Genomic DNA, 18368 nt, shown 5'->3' on the forward strand with positions numbered 1-18368 from the left:
ATTGTTCAGTTTTCAAGGAGCACCACCGCTTTCGCGGCCGGAACATTAGTTTAGCACAGTCACTCGAACCATGTCAACTACTTGTTTCCGTTTTTCTTTTTCAGTTGCTGCCGCCGTTTGGCGACTTATTTATGGTAACACTTACGCACCATCATTGTCAACCTTTTTCCTGCTTCTATTTCAACTTTTTTATGGTGCATCTATCATCGGCAAACCCGCCACGGAATCGCTTTGTTCTTTAATCAATTGCCTGCTGTATGCCTGATACCGTTCATCTTGCGCAATGCCTTGTATGCGGCTTACCTGTTGACGCATCGCGGTAATATCCGGTAACCAGTAACTGATGTCTCTAATGTAGACCGGGCGACCGCTTACCATCTCCGTCGCAATGCCCTTCTTATACGCATCGCCAATCACGCCGCCTAACGCCAAGAACATGTTCGCCGGGATGTCGGTCTGCACATTGCTTTTCACCACCTGTGCAAGCGCAGGGACTTGCGCAAGAATCTGCGGTTTGACCAACTGCAGCATGAACGCTTTGATGAATTTTTGCTGCCGTTCAATCCGCCCGATGTCTCCCATCTCATCATGACGGAACCTGACGTATTGAAGCGCCAGATTTCCATCCATATGCTGCGCACCGGGCTTTAGGTCAATCAGGCCGTCATTATCGACCTCTCCTACATCATACGGGTCATTGTAATACATGCGTCGATCAACGACCAAATCAACGCCGCCAACCGTGTCGATGATCTTGCTGAACCCCGCCATATTGACCGCCAGATGATAGTGAATCGGTACGCCAAGCAATTCACTGACCGTTTTGCGCGCCAACTCCGGGCCTGCATAGGAATAAGCATGTCCAATCTTATTCCACTCATACCCCGGAATCTTGACGCGGCTATCGCGCGGCACCCACAGCATCGCGACCGTCCTCGCATCGGTATCTATCGTCATCAGGCAAGTCACATTGGAACGTCCAATATCATTACGCCGCTCATCAATGCCTAAAATCAAGATGTTGATCTTGGCATGCGGCGGCAATGCATACTGCGCTGCCGCATTTTTCTCCATTGCTGCATTCGCCTTCGGATCTGGCGTCAACACGAAGCCTGCCACACAACTTGTCGCAAACACACTCAAAGCAATTCCTACATATAGTAAATAGCGCCATTTATTCATCACTACGACCCCACATCAATTTGTTATAACATCAGTCATTATAACAGATTTTAAAAGAGACCGGCATCAAATTAAATCGATGCCGGCCTCTTTTAAAATTAAAAATTGATTGCGCGGATTTGGAAGTGCGCTTTAGGATGATCGCAGACAGGGCAAACATCCGGTGCTGTGTTACCAATGTGGATATGACCGCAATTCCGGCAGTGCCACTCTTGCTTTTCTTCGCGTTCAAACACTTTATTTTCTTTAATGTTCGCCAGCAGTTTGCGATAGCGTTCTTCATGTTCTTTTTCTATTTCGCCGACTGCTTCAAAGAGATATGCAAGTTTGCCGAAGCCTTCTTCCTTGGCGACTTTAGCAAAGTTAGCGTACATATCGGTCCACTCATAGTTTTCGCCATTGGCGGCGTCTTCCAGGTTGACCGTGGTCGTCGGCATTCCATCATGCAATGCTTTGAACCAAAGCTTTGCATGCTCCTGTTCATTATGCGCGGTCTCTTCAAAGAAAGCCGCCACCTGATTCAATCCTTCACGTTTCGCCTGCGCCGCATAATAAGTGTACTTGCCTCTCGCCTGCGATTCACCGGCAAAAGCCGCCCATAAGTTTGCTTCTGTTTTTGTTCCTTTTAAATTCATCGAAAAACCCTCCTGCAATAAATTTCAATATAGATTTTAATCAATAATTATTATCTATTAGTAGTATAGTTCTGCTCCTTTTCTTTGTCAACGCTTTTTCGCATAAAAATTCGTAAATCGACATTTTTCTCACACCTTCTTCTTTTGCCGTTCCTGGCCACTTATTTCTTTATGGATAGCAATAAGCTGCTTCGCGCAAGCACGAAGCAGCTTATTCTCTCATTTTCTTGGCATAGCGCGTTTGTTACGAGTGGTCGCAGCATCCGCCGCCATTTCCGTGCTGATGCCCGCTTTCACCATGGTGATGGCCGCCTACGCAAGCATGCCTTGCGCCATCTTCGCCCAGCTTGATTTTTTTCATTCCGCCGCACTCCGGGCAGGCGATTTCATAACCGTGCTTGCCGCCTTCGCTGCAAGGCGGCACTTCCCAGACATGTTGGCACGTTTGACATTCAAATTTACGATTCTTAATCATATAAGACCCTCCTACGATTATAATTCCTTGCCCATTCACCAGGGCCATGGCCACTTTTTGCCGAGCCGTCTGCAGTATCCTCTGAAAGGTTGCGCGCGATAATCCCATCGTCTTAGCGGCTGCGTTTTGGTCCATCCCCGCCAAATCTTTCAAACGCAACGATTCCAACTCTTCGACCTGCAAATTGACAGGCAGGGTATCCGCACCGGCCTCGGCGCTGAACTTTCGGCAGATCGGTTCTTCCTCGACCCAGCCGCAGCAACGTTGTCTTGCCAAATTTGCACCTCCATTTGGGCATATGCTCATTTGTAGTATAGTCCACTTCGTTCTTTTTTACAAGAATTACTTTCGTAAAACATAGCAATTTCTTTTCACAAAACCCTGTATAATGTGCTACGCTTATTCTGAAACACGTATCGCGATAGGAGGTCTTTCCCTTGTTTGTAAATGAAAAAATCGAAACCCGTTCCTTCGAGGAACGTGACGCGGCTCAGGGACGACAATTGCAAGCCATCATCGAGCGCGCTTACAAGAAGACCACTTTTTATCAGGACCGTCTGCACGCTCTGCAGCTGACGCCGGAGTCTTTTCAGACGATCCGCGATTTTGCAAGACTTCCTTTTTTGACGGACGCCGATCTGATCGCCAATCATCCATTCGGTTTATTGACGCTGCCGCTCAGCGGCATCGCGCGTCTTCAGGCAAGAAAAGACGGCCAAAGCGCCGTCGCTCTCACCCAGGATGATTTGACGAACCAACTGGAAATGATCGCGCGCGGCCTCATTTCCTGCAACGTCACCCGCTCTTCTGTTCTCCTTCTTCTGGCAGATGAATTGGAACTGGCACTGGTATCTGCCGTGCAGCAAGCGGCCGAAGCGATTGGCGCAACGGTCATCGTCAGCCAACATGCTAGTGTCAAAACATCGATTAAACAAATCTTTGATTACGGCGTCACGACGCTCTTCTCCGCTCCTTCTTCCATGTTGAAGCTCGCGGATTGCCTGCGCGAACTCGGTTTCGACGCGCATGAACTTTCGCTGTTGAATCTATTCAGCCCGGCTTTGCTTTGTCCGCCAAACTTGCGTCAAACGCTCGAGCAAGATTTTCAGGCGCCGCTTTACGAAATGTACGGCGCAGAGAGTCTTCTGCCCTGCGGCATCGCTTCGGCCTGTCATGCGCAGGCCGGACTTCATGTGCAGGATGATCATTTTTATCCGGAAATCGTCAATTTTTCTAGCGGCTCTCTTTGCGCTCCGGGCGAAAGAGGGGAATTGGTTTTAACGACCCTGTCGCGCGAAGGAGCGCCGCTGCTGCGTTATCGCACCGGCACAGAGGCATCGCTTGATCTTCCGCCTTGTTCCTGCGGCAGAACTACGCCCCGCCTGCACTTTTAAAAGAAATCTGAAAGGAGTGACTTCGCAAGATGTTTGAAAAAGATACGCTCTACGTCGTCGGCAATGCAAAAACGCAACAAGACAATCCGATCACGATGCAGTATGGACAATTCTTCATCGGCTTTGTCGTTCAACAGGAAAGCGGCGTCATCATTGACTGCGCCCCCTCGGCGACCCTTCCTACGACCGCCGCATTTATCAGCAGCCTCTTCATCGGCAAAAGCCTCTCGGATGATCCGGTCGCAATCAAACAGGAAGTAGAACGCCGTTACTTCGCTTCTTCGCAAAAGGCGATCATCGTCGCTTACAAGGATGCGCAAAAAAAATTCGCCTGCATTCAAAAAGGATTGCAGGTCGATCTTGCCTGACTGCGTTTGCCAATAACCAAACCAACGCAGTTTGCAGGATTTCCTGCCGGAAGCGCGAAACAACTATCCTTAGAAAGTAAAATATGCTGCTGCTTTGTTTGCCTGTACGCTTGCTGATAAACAAACGTAAACGCAAATAAAACCCAGCAAGAAAAGCCTTCCTGCGAAGGCCTTCTCTTGCTGGATTTTTTTATTGTTTTTGCAACAACAGCGCCCCCGCATGCACGCAGCAGCAAAATAAGCAGGGAGGACGTAAGGTCATGAAAATCAGTTCCATCAAGATCGGTAAAATCAGCATCCCTTTAAAAAAACCGTTCAAGACCGCGCTACGCCAAGTCACTTCGGCGGAAGACATTATCATTAAAGTCATTGCGGACAGCGGCGAAATCGGCTACGGCAACGCGCCGCCCACCGCGGTGATCACCGGCGACAGCCAGGATTCCGTCGTTGCAGCGATTCGCGACACGATCGGGCCGAAACTCATCGGCATGGATATCGACAACCTCGAAGGCATCATGACGCTGCTCGACGCTTCGATGCTGCATAACCAGTCGGCGAAAGCGGCGGTCGACATTGCCGTTTACGACCTGTTCGGCAAACGTCACGGCATTGCGCTCTATAAGCTGTTTGGCGGTTTGCGCAGCACACTAACCACCGACCTAACAATCAGCGTGAACGATCCGGAGGAAATGGTTCGGGATTCGCTGGAGGCAATCGCCGCTGGCTACACAGAACTAAAATTGAAGGTCGGCACCGATGCCGACTTGGACGTCAAGCGGGTCAATGCGATTCGCAGCGCAGTCGGGCACTCCGTCAAGATCCGACTCGACGCCAACCAGGGTTGGACGCCCAAGGAAGCAGTCCGCACCATTCGAAAGTTCGAAGACGCGGGACTGGATATCGAACTGATCGAGCAACCGGTGAAGGCGCATGATTTTGAAGGACTCAAGTACGTGACCGATCACGTTGAGACGAACATCATGGCGGATGAATCGGCTTTTGGCTGTCACGAAGTCTTTCGCCTCTTGTCGATGCGCGCCTGCGACCTGATCAACATCAAACTGATGAAGGCAGGCGGACTGCATAACGCGCTCAAAATCGCTCACTTAGCCGAGACAATGGGCATTCAGTGCATGATGGGCTGCATGCTGGAAAGCAAGGTCGGCATTACAGCAGCCGCCAGCCTCGCCGCCGGCAAGCAGATCATCGGCAAGAGCGATTTGGACGCGGCCGTGCTGCTGGCCGCCGATCCCGTCGTCGGAGGCGTGCGCTTTGAAAAAAACAAGATCCTGCTCTCCGATGCGCCCGGGCTTGGCATCACGGAGATTGCCGGTTGGCAGGAAATAAAAGGATCCTAGATCACTAAAAAAGGAGAATCAGTATGGAAAAAATCGTGCTTGAAAAATTAGCGGCTGTTTCACTGTTTGCGTGTTTCCTTTTGCTTTTTGCCTTTGCGCTTCTCTCGCCAAACATCGCCAGCGCCGCCGCAGAACCATTTTCTTCGACCTGGCTGACCAATCAGATCAAGACGGTTCCGGCAGAAAAGAAGACGAAATATGCCGTCTACGTGCAAGCACTCGGCGACAACAGCAAACCCATCGTGTTCAATTCGCACAAAATGGCTTCCGCCAGTTTGATTAAAATTCCGATCATGATTGAAGCCTTCAAGCAAAAGCAGCAAGGCAAACTGGATTTTAGCGAACCGATCATCATCCGCCATGCTAATGCCGTTGAAGGCGGTTCCGTATACAATCTGCCCGACGGAACGATTCTCTCGCTCGGAGAAATCGTCGAACTGATGATTGTGCAAAGCGACAATACGTCCGCCAATATCCTGATCGACAAGCTTAAAATGGAAAACATCAACGCCATGATCCAGCAGCTCGGTTGCAGTGAAACGATTTTACAGCGCAAAATGATGGACTTTGAAGCGGTCAAAAAAGGACGGCAAAACTATACGTCGGTAAACGACATCGCTCTTCTTTTGCAAAAGCTGCATGCGTTGCAATGCCTCGATCCGGAAAGCGATCAGGCGATGCTCGAGATCATGCAGCGCCAGGAAGACAATATGATTATTCCGGCCCAGTTGCCGCATCAGTTGAAGATCGCGCACAAGACCGGCCAGCTCGATGGCATGTATTATGATTGCGGCATCGTCTACGGCAAGAAAGGGGATTACATCCTCTGCCTCATGGCAGAAAACATAAAGGATGAAGCGCACGTCATGTATGACATGTCCTCCCTTTCCTTGGCCATCTACGACAAAATCGGCCGCTGACGAAAAGAGCGCAGTCCGTTTTCGGACTGCGCTCTTTTCTTTACCCCATGCAACGCAGCGCTTTACTGCACGCGCGTCACGCCTTTTTGCCGCATTTCGGCCGGCGTCAGCGAAGCACCGGCTGCCATCTGCTTTGCGCCCTGCACCTTCCACTCGCTTGCCGCCTCTTGCTGCGCAGCATCACTGGCGCTCGCCTGCTCCGCCTGCTGAAGCGCCAGACCGTCACGGGAAATTTGCAATTTATAATGCTCGTTATCGACCGAGATCGCAAGCCGTTTTTCAAACCCGACCGATCCCGTATCCTGAAGCGGCGCAGTGTTTTGCGTCTCTTGCTTTTCTTGTTCGACCGCCGCTTGGTTGATGCGGGCTTGCGTCAGCCGCTTTTCCATCGCCTTATCTGAACGGACAAAACTCTGCTCCGGATGCGAATTCGGCGAATTCATCAAGCTGCTGCTGGTTGATTTTATGATCATGACTCTTACCTCCGCACATACGCTGTCCTCTTAATTATCGTACGCGAAAAAGAGCGTGTCAATCCATTTGTCGCCGGATAACGCTTAAGAAACTTAACAAAGTCTCGCTTTGCGTCCGCTTCGGACCTTAAGGGCGGATGAAATGCATGAACACCTTGCCCTCTTGCGCCGGTTCTTCAACGCGCCCTTTACCCGCTTCCAGCACGCGCATGATCCAGGCCATGTTCTTGCCCAGCACGCGCAAGATTTGTTGCCCCTCTTCATCCTGCGCCGCTTCGCCGGGCGCCGTGCCGTGAATCACATTCCAGTAATTCGAGCCCGGCAGGATCATTTCCGCGTAGTTGATATAATGGTTCAATCCGTCAAATGTCGCCACGCCGCCGGAACGACGAACCGCGACGACAGACGCGCCGACCTTGTGACGCAACAATCCGCCGTTGACGCCCGCCACGTAAAAAGCGCGGTCCAAAAAGCATTTCATCGTGCCGGCGATGCCGGAGTAGTGAACCGGCGAACCGAGCAAAATGCCGTCCGCCTGCTTCATTTTCTGCACGTATTCGTTCACTTCATCATTGGCGATGACGCAACGTTCATCCTGATTCTTTGCGCACATGCCGCACGCCACACAGCCGCGGATCGTCTTGTTGCCAATCTGCACGATTTCAAATTCGATGCCGGCCTTTTCCAGTTCGACGCCGACTCTCTGCAAACTTTGGTAGGTATTGCCCTCTTTGCGCGGGCTGCCGTTAAAGGCGATTACTTTCATCTTATATCCCCCTCTTATCTACTGCCGCAGCAGGATTTTCACTCTCTTGCCCTAATTTATAGTAGAAACCGATTTGCCGCAAGTACGCACTTTTTAGTAATCGGCTTACCATTTCGTAAGCATACCCATCATAATAACGAAAGGAGTCTGCCCATGCTCACGATCGGACAGCAAACCTACCTGTGCAGCCTCGACTATGCCGTCAGCCTGTTCAAAGGAAAATGGAAAGCCGTGATCATCTGCCATCTCAACGACAGAACCTATCGCTTTCTCGAACTGCAGCGCGCCCTGCCGGGCATCAGCGAAAAAATTCTCAGCGAGAAACTGCGCGAACTGGAAAACGACCGCCTGGTGGAACGCCTTTCCTATCCGGAAGTGCCGCCGCGCGTCGAATATCGCCTTACGCCCGTCGGCCTTCAATTATTTGCAATCCTCAACAGCCTGCAACACTGGAGCGATTCCTATATCGCCGGCGAATCCCGTTGAACACATCCGGTTATGCACTTATCTCAATGCCGACCATTTTCATCAGTTGCTTCGCATTGCTGCTATTACAAGAGCCTTCGCGCATCTTATAATCAAACAGAATTTCTCCATCCCGGTATTCTTCACGGAAATGATAATTCACCGCCTGGATACCCTCTTCGCGTTCCAGTTGGCAAAGCTCCAGATCATGTGTGGAAATCAAACCGATCAGCCAACTTTTTTGCAATGACTTCAACACGCTTACCGCACCCTGAATACGGTCATGTGAATTGGTGCCGCGAAAAATTTCATCAATGAGAAAAATCATGTCCCGCTTTTTTTTCGCATGCTCAATAATGTCTTTTATGCGCAGCAACTCCGCATAGAAAGTCGATATGCCGCTGCCCAGTTCATCCTGCAAACGCATCGACGTCCATAAGTCTATCATTGAACATGCAAAGCGCGTCGCGCAAACCGGACTGCCGGCATAGGCCAGAACCAAATTCACGCCAATGGTACGCAGCCAGGTCGTTTTACCGGACATATTGGATCCGGTAATCACGCACACCCCCTGGCTAAGGCTTACATCATTGCAGATTCGTTGCACTGAATTAATCAGCGGATGTCCGAGCGCTTCCCCCTCAATCGCCGGTCCGTCTTCTCTGATCTGTGGAAACGTCCAGCGCGGTTGGATTCGAGCAATGTTAGCCTGACTAATCAAAACTTCCAACTCTCCGATTCCTTCCAGCCAAGCGCGCACCGCTTCTCCATGTTGTAAATTCCAACGCTGAAGCGCCAACGTGCAGTGGCAATCCCAAAGCAACGTAAAGTTCAGCAACACGTAACTGATGGAATTATAGCGTAAATCGGCCGCTTCTAAGATGCGATCTAACTTTTGAATCGCCCCGGACGCGGTGCCCTCGCTGCGCCGGAAAAGACTTTGCAGACGAAGCAACTCATCAGCAGCAAATGGTTCCGCCTCAATACGCCGAATCATTTTCTCATAGCCTTTAATCGCCGCCCGAAAACGATGCACCGTCAGCAGCAGCGAAGAATTTTTCTTCGCTGTAAACAGCGTAACGGCGCACTGCGCAAGTACGCATAACGACAATAACGTTGCAGCCGATTTCTGTTCAAAAACCGCCAGCATCGCACAAACAAGCGTGATGAACGGCAAGAAATAAAAAAACGTTCGAGCATAACAACCCCAAAGTGAAGGTTTTCCGTCAATGGATTGCAACCATTCTTCCGGATCATGCGCACCGGCAAACAACAATCCATCGCAACTAAATTCGTGGCAAAACGTTTCCTTACCGCTTAATTCCCGTATCGCATTTTGTCGGGCCCGAATCAACTGCGCATTTTTTTCAGGATACGCCAAACGGTCCTTCAAGCGTTGACGACCATAATAGGTACTTGTCGCATTCAGCCACTGAAATAATGACTTAGGGCCAAACAAATCCAAATCATTGCTGTACGGATGCTTCGCCGCCATAAATTCAGTACCATCATCGGGAAACGCCATCCAAGCATTGTTTAACCGTGCCGCCAGTCTTTGCTGCAGTGTAATACCGCATTGTATCCGTCGCCAGGCCAATAATTGCCTGCGATGCATTCTAACCAAAAGGATAAAAGTAAGACCTGCCGAACAAGCTGCCAACCACCCAATTTCATGCAAGCCAGACCACCAAAGCCAACCGCCCCCGCCAATCCCGAGCAAGATGCTGAACAAGCGCCAGTTACTGCTCCGATCAGCCGCCCGTTGCAGCTCTGTAGCCTCGTTTGTAGCCGTCGCGATCCATTTTTCCAATCTATCTTTCATTTTCTTCTCACCATTTCTTTTTTTACGTTATGGTAGTATGTTCGTTGCGCAGGTTTAAACCCCTTTTACTGCCGTCAGCCTTTCCGCTTAAAAAAACGAAAACGGGTTAGTTCAAAAGCGCGTTACTTTTAAACTGACCCGTTTTTCTTTATTTTCTTCATGACATGACCTCGCGCACAATATCGTGCCACTGCGAAAAACACTGTTTCAACTTGGCCCTGCGCTGCTGCAGCTGCCCTTCCAGTTCGTCAATCTCGCCTTCCAGTTCCGTCATTTCCTGCGTTAATTGCTGCAACCGTTCGCTCATTGCCGCGAGCGGCATCTCTGGCGAGCGCTCCGCCCCTTCGCGCCGCTTGAACAATTCTTTTATATTTTTCAGCTTTTCCAGTTCCGTCATAGCTCCGTCTCCCTTTCCCGCTTGCTTAAAACTCATTTTTCCGTTCCTACATGTTCTCCAAACGCTCCTGCTTTTCCTGCCTAAGAATGGAAAAGCAGATAAAAAAGCTGCCTATTCTTGCTCTTTCCCAATAAACGGAAAAGTTTAACTATTGTTTATAATTTCCCTGTTTCTTTTCTGCTACACTGAGATTAATAAAAAATGGAGGTGCTTGTTATGAAAAAATGGTCCATCTTATTTGTTTTGACATTCAGTCTGCTTCTCTCCTGCAGCGTCGCGTTTGCCGGTGCACAAGATTTTACGCTGGTGAACCAAACCGGTCAGCCGATCAGTGAACTCTACGTTTCGCCAGCCAGCAGCAACGACTGGCAGGAAGATGTGCTCGGTGTCGATGTGCTCGGCAACGATGAAAACGTTCATATTACCTTTAACAACGGCGACCGCGCAGCGCATTGGGATCTTAAAGCTGTTCTCGCCGATGGCTCCAGCCGCGTCTATTCCGATTTCAACCTGAAGAAAATCTCCGTCATTACGTTAAAAAGCAATGGCGACGCCAGTTATCAATAAGTTTTAATGAAGAAGGCCGCCGCCTTTCGCGAAAGCAAAAGGCGGCGGCCTTCTTTATTCACATCTTTTGAATCCGATGCCGGGAGACCATCAAGTAGGACAAGGTAAGCATCAAAAGTGCGGTCAGCGGCGGCGGCAACGGGTAGTAGCTGCCGAGCAGGCAATACAGCGCCAACGACAAGCCAGCAAAAGTGATCGGCAGACCGTAAAACGCGCCGTCAAACGGTGTGACGTTAAAACGGGCCAGACGATATGCGCCGCAAAGCGGAAATAAGATGACCAAGGCATATCCGCCCATGCCCCACTGCAGCAGATCGTGCAGTTGAAAGGCCAGCGCCGCAGGCGCCAAACCGAAGGAGATCAGGTCGGCCAGCGAATCGAGTTCCTTGCCGATCGCACTGTCTATCTTTAGATACCGCGCGACCTTGCCGTCATACCGGTCGGCTAACGCCGCGACTAGGATGAAAAAAGCCGCCCAGCGATACTCCGCCTTAAAGAGCAGCATCACAGCCACTACGCCGCAAGCAAGATTCGAAAACGTAAAAAAATTCGGCAACCAGCTCTTTTTAAAGACGCCCATCCTCATCGCCGCCTTTCTCTCTCATGCTTTCCGCCCTGCCAAGGGGAATCTGCAAGGTAAACGTAGTTCCTTTCGCCACTTCACTTTCGACTTCGATGCCGCCGCCGTGTTCCTTGATGATCGCATAGCTTACGCTAAGACCCAAACCGGTTCCCTGTCCTACATCCTTAGTGGTGAAAAACGGTTCAAAGATTCTTGCCAGCACGTCCGGCGGCATTCCTGCGCCATTGTCGCTGATCGAAACAAACACGCTGTCGCTTTCCGACCAGGTCTTCACTTTTATTTCACCTTGCGTCTCAATGGCCTGCGCCGCATTCAATAAGATATTCATGAACACCTGATTCAGTTGCCCCGGATTGCAACGCACCAACGGAAGGCTGCCCAATTCTTTCTTCAGCGTCACTTTATATTTTAATTCGTTCCAAATAAGACGGATCGTACTCTCCAAGCCCTCGTTAAGATCGGCATCACCTTCTCCTTTATTCGACGTGCGCGCAAAGCCCTGCAGATTTTGTACGATCGTTTTGACGCGATTGGCGCCGTCTTCCATATCCTGCACCAGTTCCGCCATGTCCTGTGCAATATAATCCACTTGTTGCGCGCGTTTTGCTTCAGCGACCCGCTGACAGACGGCCGCTTGATGCGCCGATGTCTTAGCAGACTCCGCCAAACTCTCTTCCTGCAATGCAATAAACGAAACGAGCGTCGCGCTGTATTCGCGCAACGACGCTAGGTTGCTGATGATAAATCCCATCGGATTGTTTATTTCGTGCGCCACACCGGCGGCCAGCTGACCAATCGACGCCATTTTTTCCTGTTGCACGATTTGCATCTGTGCATTTTTCAGTTCGGCATAGGCGGTTTCCAGTCGGGCTTCAGCCAAAACACGTTCAGCAACCTCGCGCTGCAGTTCTCGGTTTGCTTCAATTACCTTTTTCATTTTTTTCAAATCCGTTATATCCTGCGCCGAACAGATTACATGGTCGACCTCTTGCGTTTCTGTAAAGCTGGGCGTGAACGATATTAAGAGAATACGCTCGCGATGGCGATGGTTACGTATCGCTAATTCTTTCACGATCTGCCGCTTGCCGCTGAAGACGCTTAACACAATCTCAGCCAATGCATTCGCTTCCGCCAGGCTATAGATCGCATAAATTTGACAATGCACCATTTCTTCACAGGTCTTGCCGAAAAATTTCGCATGCGCCGCATTCGCACTTCCGTAAATCGTCGGATTCAGCATATACCACATTTGAATATCCGTGTTGTTCAACAGAAGATTTTTTTCAACGACCTCCTGTCGCAACATTTCCGCCTCTTCTTTCAGTTGCAGCATCGCCAGCAGAGCCGTTTCGAAAGGCTGCAGGCTTTCAAACATCGTACATGCCAAGCTGGCATTTTCCGCCGTAGCGTCAAAATGCCAGAAGCCGCCTGTCCGCCCTGTCACCGCTTCCGTTAAAGGACGTGCCGCAAAAGAACGGATGCCATGTTGGCGAAAATACTCCTGTTCATTGCCTGCGGCGGCCGGAAGTTTTTCCGTATCAGCGACCAGCACGCATTCTTTATTTCGCAACTGGCGCATCAGCCACGGGTATTCCGCCAGCGAAACAAACTCATCCCCCTCATCGTAAAGCCAGCGTTCACTGCTCCAGTAGATGCGCCTTCGCGCGCTAAGCCCGTCCGCTGAAAAAAGCAGCAGACCGATTCGTTCAACGCCAATGCCGCGCCCTAAGCGTCCGATAGCACTGCGAATCGATTCGTCGCCGCCTTGGATGCCCTGCAGCGCTATCGCCGTTATTTCGTTTAATAGCAGACAGTACTTTCCGGCGTCCGTTTCATCAAGCCGCTTTGCAGTTTCCAGCATCTTTTGCACACCACCTAATCTTCATAGGCTTCTTCGATAAAAAGAGTCAGTTCAATTGAAAGATTGATTTCATTCTGCCCGGCGCCTTCCAGTTCTCGTACCACCGGACGTGAGGCAAAGCCATTGTTTTGTCTCACCACAATGCACTGTCTGCCGTCGTTTAACCGGACGCGATGCCCCGACGGATAGAGCGAGACATTGCGTACAAATTTATCAACCACCAGCGGATCAAATAGTTGACGCGAGGCCTCCAGAAACTCGATCGCCTGAAAAGCCGGTACGTCATATTGGTCTCGCTTGCCGTGAATGATGCAGTCGAACGCGTTGCAAACCGAGATGATTTTCACCATTTCATTGATTTCTTCGCTTTTTAAGCCCAGTGGAAAGCCGGAACCGTCGCATTTCTCATGATGCGTGAGTGCAATCACTTTGACGTAGGAACTGATCGATTGCTGATTCAAAAGATCATACCCCAGCTTCGGATGTTCACGGTAACGCGCCCAATCAATTTCCATTTTCCCCGAGCCCGGAACCAGTTCTTTCATAATCTGCAGCATGCCGACATCGTGCAACAACGCACCTGCCGCCAGTTCTTTCAGCAGCATCAAATTGTAACCCATATTGACGCCGGTCATTACCGCCAAAATGCAGACATTTACGCTGTGCGAAAACAGACTGTCTTCCTTGGCGCGAACATCCACCAGATTAAACATCACTTCTTTTTGCTGCAAAATTTCATCAATCACCTTTTGCGCAGAGACAACAACGCCCTTCAAAGAAAGTTCGCCGCAACGGACAAAACGGCGCATTGTTTCGGCAATGGCTTTCTTGCTCTCTTGGCGCGTTTCTTCCGCCACAACGTCCTGCACGTCAATGCCTTGCGACAGTACATCCTCAATATATACGCTGCCAATGCCCAGACTGAGCAATTTTTCAATAAAGCTGCGCTTTAAAACGACGCCTTCACGCAGTAAGATACGACCTTCTTCATCAAAGATCGCACGTCCCAGTCGTTCATTGCCCTGCAGATACTGTAGGCCGACTTTCCGCATGGCCTTCCTTCCCTTCACGTCGCTCGTTTAGCATTCCCTACTATGAAGTATTCTGTCTTTCAATTCCATTTCCTTCCATCACCTCTTTGCTTTCCCTTTCTTTTCGCATTTTAATTCCGGGCAAAAAAATCTCGCTGCATGTTTGCAGCAAGATTTTCTAGCCCGCTTATTTTTTTGACCATGCTCTACACTTAACAACGCACGGCCACGTTCAACAACCGTCATGCGAATTTCCCATTCCCAGCTTAAGCAACCGGCGCATCATGTAATTGTATACCGCCACCTGCCAAATAAGCAAACCGACAATCAGCGCCGACGCCGACAACGGCAGTCCGGTATAGGAAATAAAGCTAAGTCCGCTTTCTTTCTGCGGTCCATTATTCAGCAATTGAAAATTAATGCCTAATGACAATTGTTTTGTCTGCCCGTTCGTCATTTGTTCCGGCGGCAATGGCGCGACTTCAATTTGAAAACACGACAGGCAAAGGAGCAAAAGCAGCAGCGCCAGCGTAGACAATAAGGTACGTTTCGCTGCACTGGCGCTGAGCTGCACTTCCCGTTCATCACGTTCCGGCACAAATGTCAGCTTCATCAACACCATTTCGCGAAATGCGGCGGAAAATAACAAGCGAGCCGCCAAATAAAGTGCCATAAGCATCATCATCCCAATCACCACGCCGGAGAGATCATAGAAAAACTCCGCCGTCGCATTCGTCTTTGCAGCCGCTTCCAGTTCAAAGATCAGTAATGCAATGCCGTAGACGATGACAAGCGGCAACGTATAAAGAAATCCTTTTAAAGTCCATCTATCAAAGCGTTTCATTTTCATCCTCCTCAACCGAAAAAATTTCATTGATATCCGCCTGAAAATAACGGGCAATACGAAACGCCAACTCAAGTGACGGATTATATCCGCCTCCTTCAATCGATATAATCGTCGCGCGCGTCACGCCAATTTCTTTGGCTAGTTGCTCTTGCGTCAGTTTGCGTTTGGCTCTGAATACATTCAGGCAATTTCCGATCCGCAACTGCATCGTTGATTTTGTCATGTCCGCCTCCTTATTTATTCTCTCCCACGCTATAAATGTATAACAAACACATCTTAATGTCAAATTTATTTTACTTTTCACAGCCGTCAATGTATAATAAACTAGACATGTTTTCAATGTGACAGCGTAGCGTCGACCTGCAGTGTCGCATTTTTAAATAGAACTCATCATCAGAAAGGAGCTTTTTATGCTGTCTCGCATTTACAAATTGATCATTCCTCTACTTCTTTTTCTGGGCGCCTCTAGCGGCACAACGTTTGCCGCCAGCGAATTTCGCGTGGATGGTGAATATTGGGCACCGCGACTCTCCGGTGAAGTTAAAAACGGCTCAACCCTGCAGCCACATCAGGATCTCGGCCTTGATCGCTCTGCGCTCGGCAGTCTCAAGTTCAGTCTAAAAAAAGAAAACGGGCCGCGTTACTTCATCCGCTATGAAGCTCCCTCCTTTTCGAGTACTGCCGCCTTGACGCATTCAGTTTCCCTCGGCGGCATCACCCATAACGCGGGGGATCAGGTCGCCGCAGAACTTAACGTGAAACACTGGCAGATTGGCGTACAGGAAGAAAAACCTTTTCCAAGCGGAAAGTTTTCTGTTATCTACAGTTACCACCACAATTTCGTTGAAACGACGCTGCAAAACACCTCGCAACAAATAACCAGCCGTGAACGCCATAGCGGAGATGCCGTTAGCGTCGGTTTCGCCTGGGAAACGCAGCATGCACGCGGCTTAAATTATTTTGCGGAAGCAACGCCGCTGTCAATCGGGCGAAACGCAAGTTATCAGGATTATAACATCGGCATCAAAAGTAAGATCGGTAAAGCATTAACGCTGACGACCGGCTACCGCGGCGAAAAACTGTCTGCCGGTCAACAGTCCGACAGTATCGGCAGTCGCCTTCATCTGCGCGGTTGGTACATTTTCCTCGCTGCCGAACAATAAAGCAAGGCTGTCTCAAACAGACCGGAACGTCCGTTTGAGACAGCCTTTTTTATTGACCCGTTTGCATTTTGCCGCGCGCAACAACCAGCGCATCGCCGATCAATTCGAGCCGCTGCGCAGAAACATGACGCAGCAGCATTTCACCGCCGCGCGGCGAAGCTTGGTAAGCCCGCAACAACGTTTTTTTCAGTTGTTCACCCCACCAGGCGGCCAGCAGCGTGTGTACGGACCCGGTGACCGGATCTTCGTTCACGCCGGCCCAAGGGTTGAAATAACGCGAGACAAAATCATAGCGGTCGCCGTCTCTTGCCGTAACGGCAATGCCCTTACAGAACGGCGTCCGGCTCAAGCGGAGAAAATCCGGCTGCAGTTCATAAACAGCCGCCGAATCGGCTAGTTGCAGCACTAATTTTCCGGTACGCTCTCCATAGAACGCCTTCTCGTATTTCACAAGGCCCAGCGCCGTCAAGAGCTCGGGCGATGCCTGCGTCATGATCGGCCGGTCGAGCGGAAAATCGAGCGCGATTCCTTCTGCCTCGCGTTTTGCGTGCAGAGTCCCGCTCAGCGTCGCGAATTCGAGCCGGTCCGCCGGATGCTGCCATTCGTCAAACAGGACCTTCGCAGCAGCCAGCGTCGCGTGACCGCAGAGCGGCACTTCCAAAAGCGGCGTAAACCATCGTAAGTGATACGTTGCGGCGGCCAGCCAGTCGTCCATTCCAGGCAAGCGCTGCACAAACGCGGTTTCCGACAGATTCATTTCCGCCGCGATCGCCTGCAGCGTCGCGTCCGGCAGTTCCTGTTCCAGCAGGCACACCGCCGCGGGATTGCCCTTGAACGGCAAAAGGCTGAACGCATCGACTTGATAAAAAGCGCACTCACTCACACCAGTTCCTCCTCTGTACAAACCGCAATCCCTTGTGCCTTCAGGCGCGCGGCGAAGATGCCGTCTCCCTCTACTAAGCGCCCGGCAAACGATCCGTCATAAATTTTGTCGCAGCCGCAGCTTGGCGAGCGGGCTTTTAAAATCGCCTTTTTGCACGCTACGAGCGTTGCGATTTCCAGCGCGGTTTGCGCGCCGGCAAGGTAAAAGGAAGTCACATCCGTCCCGTCTTGCGTGACAACTTTGCCATGCAGCATTTCAGCGCAAGCGCGCGGCGTCGGCAAACCGCCCAACACTTCGGGGCAAAGCGGCAGCGCCTGCCCGCTTTCCACCAATTCTACGACCTTAGGAACCGGATACGCCTGCCCGTTATACCGGCATCGTACGCCCGCCAAACAGGCGCTGACAATCATCATTTCGTTCACCTTCCTTTTTTTTGCGGAATAAGATAAGTTAATAAAGCATTTTCTTTCTTTTTATTTGAAAGGATTTTACATAGTTAGTATTGAAAACGTATTGTATTCAAAAACAATGAAAACTAAGGAGTGTACGCCGACAATGAAAAAATGGATTTCCGCCGTATTATTTTCCCTTTTTGTCATCTTGGGTTCAGCAACTGCGTTTGCTGAAGAGGCTCAACCGGAGCTCGACGCCAAGCCAGCCAAGCCGGTTGTCGCCACGATCTACATCAACAATGCCAAAAGCACCTACGACGCAGAACTCAGCAAAAGCCTCAGCGACCGTTTCAACGGCAAGATGACGTCCTTCACTCTGCAAAACGATCCCAAGTTCGTCGACAAACTGAATAAAGTTGGCGTCACTGATATCAGTATGGCAGAACGCGATGATATTTTACAAGCCTTTGCCGGAGAAAATATCGATTATATCGTTTACGCCGAAATTCAACCGCCTATTCTGAACTCTTGGATTTCTATGTTTAATCAGGGTGTCAAGGCCACGGTGACCGTACCCGTCAAAATCATCGATGTAAAAGGTCATAAGTACCTCTACAACGGAAAATTCACCGAAACAGCTGACAACAGTGCCGTCTTCGGCGGCGTCGGTACAAAAGCAGCCGTCGTCAAAGCACTGGATCAGATCTTTGTAAAAACCGATGCAATGCTGATCAACCGTCTGCCGATAAAATAAGCGGTTGCAACATTTTTAAAAAGCCAAGCCGA

Annotated in this window: 22 protein-coding genes; 8 read left to right on the forward strand and 14 right to left on the reverse strand. The window is 50.3% G+C overall.

All coding sequences use genetic code 11. From position 1 onward, the window contains the following. Positions 1-189 precede the first annotated feature (189 nt). The 3 genes from QTL79_RS13940 to QTL79_RS13950 form a co-directional block, all read right to left on the reverse strand. Positions 190-1182, reverse strand: a complete 993-nt coding sequence (locus QTL79_RS13940; protein ID WP_346355577.1) for an LCP family protein — start codon at positions 1180-1182, stop codon at positions 190-192. 98 nt (positions 1183-1280) lie between these two features. After that, positions 1281-1817 carry a rubrerythrin gene (gene rbr, locus QTL79_RS13945; RefSeq protein WP_346355578.1) on the reverse strand — a complete coding sequence of 179 codons (537 nt, stop codon included), beginning with the start codon at positions 1815-1817 and terminating at the stop codon, positions 1281-1283. A gap of 244 nt (positions 1818-2061) precedes the next feature. Continuing rightward, the gene (locus QTL79_RS13950) at positions 2062-2568 is read right to left on the reverse strand and encodes a DUF134 domain-containing protein (protein WP_346355579.1); all 507 of its coding nucleotides are present in this window, start codon (positions 2566-2568) and stop codon (positions 2062-2064) included. Between the two features lie 161 nt (positions 2569-2729). On the opposite strand from QTL79_RS13950, the gene QTL79_RS13955 reads away from it, so the two are divergent. The 4 genes from QTL79_RS13955 (at position 2730) to QTL79_RS13970 (ending at position 6332) form a co-directional block, all read left to right on the forward strand. Next, the gene (locus QTL79_RS13955) at positions 2730-3686 is read left to right on the forward strand and encodes a phenylacetate--CoA ligase family protein (RefSeq protein WP_346355580.1); all 957 of its coding nucleotides are present in this window, start codon (positions 2730-2732) and stop codon (positions 3684-3686) included. A 29-nt stretch (positions 3687-3715) separates the two neighbouring features. Then, positions 3716-4054 (forward strand): DUF3870 domain-containing protein, encoded by a 339-nt coding sequence (locus QTL79_RS13960; RefSeq protein ID WP_346355581.1) that lies wholly within the window; start codon positions 3716-3718, stop codon positions 4052-4054. A gap of 260 nt (positions 4055-4314) precedes the next feature. Then, positions 4315-5412: a dipeptide epimerase gene (locus QTL79_RS13965; protein ID WP_346355582.1), complete on the forward strand. Its 1098-nt coding sequence runs from the start codon at positions 4315-4317 to the stop codon at positions 5410-5412. Between the two features lie 23 nt (positions 5413-5435). Then, complete coding sequence (locus QTL79_RS13970; protein ID WP_346355583.1) at positions 5436-6332, forward strand: serine hydrolase; 897 nt, start codon at positions 5436-5438, stop codon at positions 6330-6332. Between the two features lie 62 nt (positions 6333-6394). Here QTL79_RS13970 and QTL79_RS13975 read toward each other — a convergent pair whose 3' ends face one another. Together QTL79_RS13975 and QTL79_RS13980 are read right to left on the reverse strand one after the other, a co-directional pair. Beyond that, a complete protein-coding gene (locus QTL79_RS13975; RefSeq protein WP_346355584.1) occupies positions 6395-6805 on the reverse strand; it encodes a hypothetical protein in 411 nt (136 codons plus the stop codon). 127 nt (positions 6806-6932) lie between these two features. Further along, complete coding sequence (locus QTL79_RS13980; RefSeq protein WP_346355585.1) at positions 6933-7571, reverse strand: flavodoxin family protein; 639 nt, start codon at positions 7569-7571, stop codon at positions 6933-6935. Between the two features lie 153 nt (positions 7572-7724). On the opposite strand from QTL79_RS13980, the gene QTL79_RS13985 reads away from it, so the two are divergent. Next, entirely contained in the window at positions 7725-8057 is a 333-nt protein-coding gene (locus tag QTL79_RS13985) for a winged helix-turn-helix transcriptional regulator (RefSeq protein WP_346355586.1), read from the forward strand. Positions 8058-8067: 10 nt separating this feature from the next. Here QTL79_RS13985 and QTL79_RS13990 read toward each other — a convergent pair whose 3' ends face one another. After that, positions 8068-9858: a MutS-related protein gene (locus tag QTL79_RS13990; RefSeq protein WP_346355587.1), complete on the reverse strand. Its 1791-nt coding sequence runs from the start codon at positions 9856-9858 to the stop codon at positions 8068-8070. Positions 9859-10015: 157 nt separating this feature from the next. Next, on the reverse strand, positions 10016-10255 hold the full coding sequence (locus QTL79_RS13995) for a hypothetical protein (protein WP_346355588.1): 240 nt from the start codon (positions 10253-10255) through the stop codon (positions 10016-10018). Positions 10256-10471: 216 nt separating this feature from the next. Here QTL79_RS13995 and QTL79_RS14000 point away from each other — a divergent pair, with 216 nt between their 5' ends. After that, on the forward strand, positions 10472-10822 hold the full coding sequence (locus QTL79_RS14000) for a hypothetical protein (protein ID WP_346355589.1): 351 nt from the start codon (positions 10472-10474) through the stop codon (positions 10820-10822). 58 nt (positions 10823-10880) lie between these two features. Here QTL79_RS14000 and pssA read toward each other — a convergent pair whose 3' ends face one another. The 5 genes from pssA to QTL79_RS14025 all read right to left on the reverse strand — a co-directional run bounded on the left by pssA (position 10881) and on the right by QTL79_RS14025 (position 15367). Further along, positions 10881-11402, reverse strand: a complete 522-nt coding sequence (pssA, locus tag QTL79_RS14005; RefSeq protein WP_346355590.1) for a CDP-diacylglycerol--serine O-phosphatidyltransferase — start codon at positions 11400-11402, stop codon at positions 10881-10883. Next, positions 11389-13266: an ATP-binding protein gene (locus QTL79_RS14010; RefSeq protein ID WP_346355591.1), complete on the reverse strand. Its 1878-nt coding sequence runs from the start codon at positions 13264-13266 to the stop codon at positions 11389-11391. The genes pssA and QTL79_RS14010 overlap by 14 nt, the downstream gene beginning before the upstream one ends. Before the next feature lie 14 nt (positions 13267-13280). Then, the gene (locus QTL79_RS14015) at positions 13281-14318 is read right to left on the reverse strand and encodes an HD-GYP domain-containing protein (RefSeq protein WP_346355592.1); all 1038 of its coding nucleotides are present in this window, start codon (positions 14316-14318) and stop codon (positions 13281-13283) included. Positions 14319-14529: 211 nt separating this feature from the next. Further along, positions 14530-15141, reverse strand: a complete 612-nt coding sequence (locus QTL79_RS14020) for a hypothetical protein (RefSeq protein WP_346355593.1) — start codon at positions 15139-15141, stop codon at positions 14530-14532. Then, positions 15128-15367, reverse strand: coding sequence for a helix-turn-helix transcriptional regulator (locus QTL79_RS14025; protein ID WP_428845484.1), 240 nt, complete (start codon positions 15365-15367; stop codon positions 15128-15130). The genes QTL79_RS14020 and QTL79_RS14025 overlap by 14 nt, the downstream gene beginning before the upstream one ends. Before the next feature lie 187 nt (positions 15368-15554). Here QTL79_RS14025 and QTL79_RS14030 point away from each other — a divergent pair, with 187 nt between their 5' ends. Further along, the gene (locus QTL79_RS14030) at positions 15555-16307 is read left to right on the forward strand and encodes a hypothetical protein (RefSeq protein ID WP_346355594.1); all 753 of its coding nucleotides are present in this window, start codon (positions 15555-15557) and stop codon (positions 16305-16307) included. 49 nt (positions 16308-16356) lie between these two features. Here QTL79_RS14030 and QTL79_RS14035 read toward each other — a convergent pair whose 3' ends face one another. Together QTL79_RS14035 and QTL79_RS14040 are read right to left on the reverse strand one after the other, a co-directional pair. After that, positions 16357-17190 carry a PhzF family phenazine biosynthesis protein gene (locus QTL79_RS14035; RefSeq protein ID WP_346355595.1) on the reverse strand — a complete coding sequence of 278 codons (834 nt, stop codon included), beginning with the start codon at positions 17188-17190 and terminating at the stop codon, positions 16357-16359. Continuing rightward, positions 17187-17603 carry a 2-thiouracil desulfurase family protein gene (locus QTL79_RS14040; RefSeq protein ID WP_346355596.1) on the reverse strand — a complete coding sequence of 139 codons (417 nt, stop codon included), beginning with the start codon at positions 17601-17603 and terminating at the stop codon, positions 17187-17189. The genes QTL79_RS14035 and QTL79_RS14040 overlap by 4 nt, the downstream gene beginning before the upstream one ends. Before the next feature lie 142 nt (positions 17604-17745). On the opposite strand from QTL79_RS14040, the gene QTL79_RS14045 reads away from it, so the two are divergent. After that, a complete protein-coding gene (locus tag QTL79_RS14045) occupies positions 17746-18336 on the forward strand; it encodes a hypothetical protein (RefSeq protein ID WP_346355597.1) in 591 nt (196 codons plus the stop codon). Positions 18337-18368 lie beyond the last annotated feature (32 nt).

The organism is Azotosporobacter soli (assembly GCF_030542965.1).
Classification (GTDB): Bacteria; Bacillota; Negativicutes; order SG130; family SG130; genus Azotosporobacter; species Azotosporobacter soli.

Bases quoted from the DNA above. Each gene is read 5' to 3' on its own strand.
- QTL79_RS13940 (WP_346355577.1), bottom strand. From the start codon at position 1,182: ATGAATAAATGGCGCTATTTACTATATGTAGGAATTGCTTTGAGTGTG.
- rbr (WP_346355578.1), bottom strand. From the start codon at position 1,817: ATGAATTTAAAAGGAACAAAAACAGAAGCAAACTTATGGGCGGCTTTT.
- QTL79_RS13960 (WP_346355581.1), top strand. From the start codon at position 3,716: ATGTTTGAAAAAGATACGCTCTACGTCGTCGGCAATGCAAAAACGCAA.
- QTL79_RS13965 (WP_346355582.1), top strand. From the start codon at position 4,315: ATGAAAATCAGTTCCATCAAGATCGGTAAAATCAGCATCCCTTTAAAA.
- QTL79_RS13970 (WP_346355583.1), top strand. From the start codon at position 5,436: ATGGAAAAAATCGTGCTTGAAAAATTAGCGGCTGTTTCACTGTTTGCG.
- QTL79_RS13975 (WP_346355584.1), bottom strand. From the start codon at position 6,805: ATGATCATAAAATCAACCAGCAGCAGCTTGATGAATTCGCCGAATTCG.
- QTL79_RS13980 (WP_346355585.1), bottom strand. From the start codon at position 7,571: ATGAAAGTAATCGCCTTTAACGGCAGCCCGCGCAAAGAGGGCAATACC.
- QTL79_RS13985 (WP_346355586.1), top strand. From the start codon at position 7,725: ATGCTCACGATCGGACAGCAAACCTACCTGTGCAGCCTCGACTATGCC.
- QTL79_RS13990 (WP_346355587.1), bottom strand. From the start codon at position 9,858: ATGAAAGATAGATTGGAAAAATGGATCGCGACGGCTACAAACGAGGCT.
- QTL79_RS13995 (WP_346355588.1), bottom strand. From the start codon at position 10,255: ATGACGGAACTGGAAAAGCTGAAAAATATAAAAGAATTGTTCAAGCGG.
- QTL79_RS14000 (WP_346355589.1), top strand. From the start codon at position 10,472: ATGAAAAAATGGTCCATCTTATTTGTTTTGACATTCAGTCTGCTTCTC.
- pssA (WP_346355590.1), bottom strand. From the start codon at position 11,402: ATGGGCGTCTTTAAAAAGAGCTGGTTGCCGAATTTTTTTACGTTTTCG.
- QTL79_RS14010 (WP_346355591.1), bottom strand. From the start codon at position 13,266: ATGCTGGAAACTGCAAAGCGGCTTGATGAAACGGACGCCGGAAAGTAC.
- QTL79_RS14015 (WP_346355592.1), bottom strand. From the start codon at position 14,318: ATGCGGAAAGTCGGCCTACAGTATCTGCAGGGCAATGAACGACTGGGA.
- QTL79_RS14020 (WP_346355593.1), bottom strand. From the start codon at position 15,141: ATGAAACGCTTTGATAGATGGACTTTAAAAGGATTTCTTTATACGTTG.
- QTL79_RS14025 (WP_428845484.1), bottom strand. From the start codon at position 15,367: ATGACAAAATCAACGATGCAGTTGCGGATCGGAAATTGCCTGAATGTA.
- QTL79_RS14030 (WP_346355594.1), top strand. From the start codon at position 15,555: ATGCTGTCTCGCATTTACAAATTGATCATTCCTCTACTTCTTTTTCTG.
- QTL79_RS14040 (WP_346355596.1), bottom strand. From the start codon at position 17,603: ATGATGATTGTCAGCGCCTGTTTGGCGGGCGTACGATGCCGGTATAAC.
- QTL79_RS14045 (WP_346355597.1), top strand. From the start codon at position 17,746: ATGAAAAAATGGATTTCCGCCGTATTATTTTCCCTTTTTGTCATCTTG.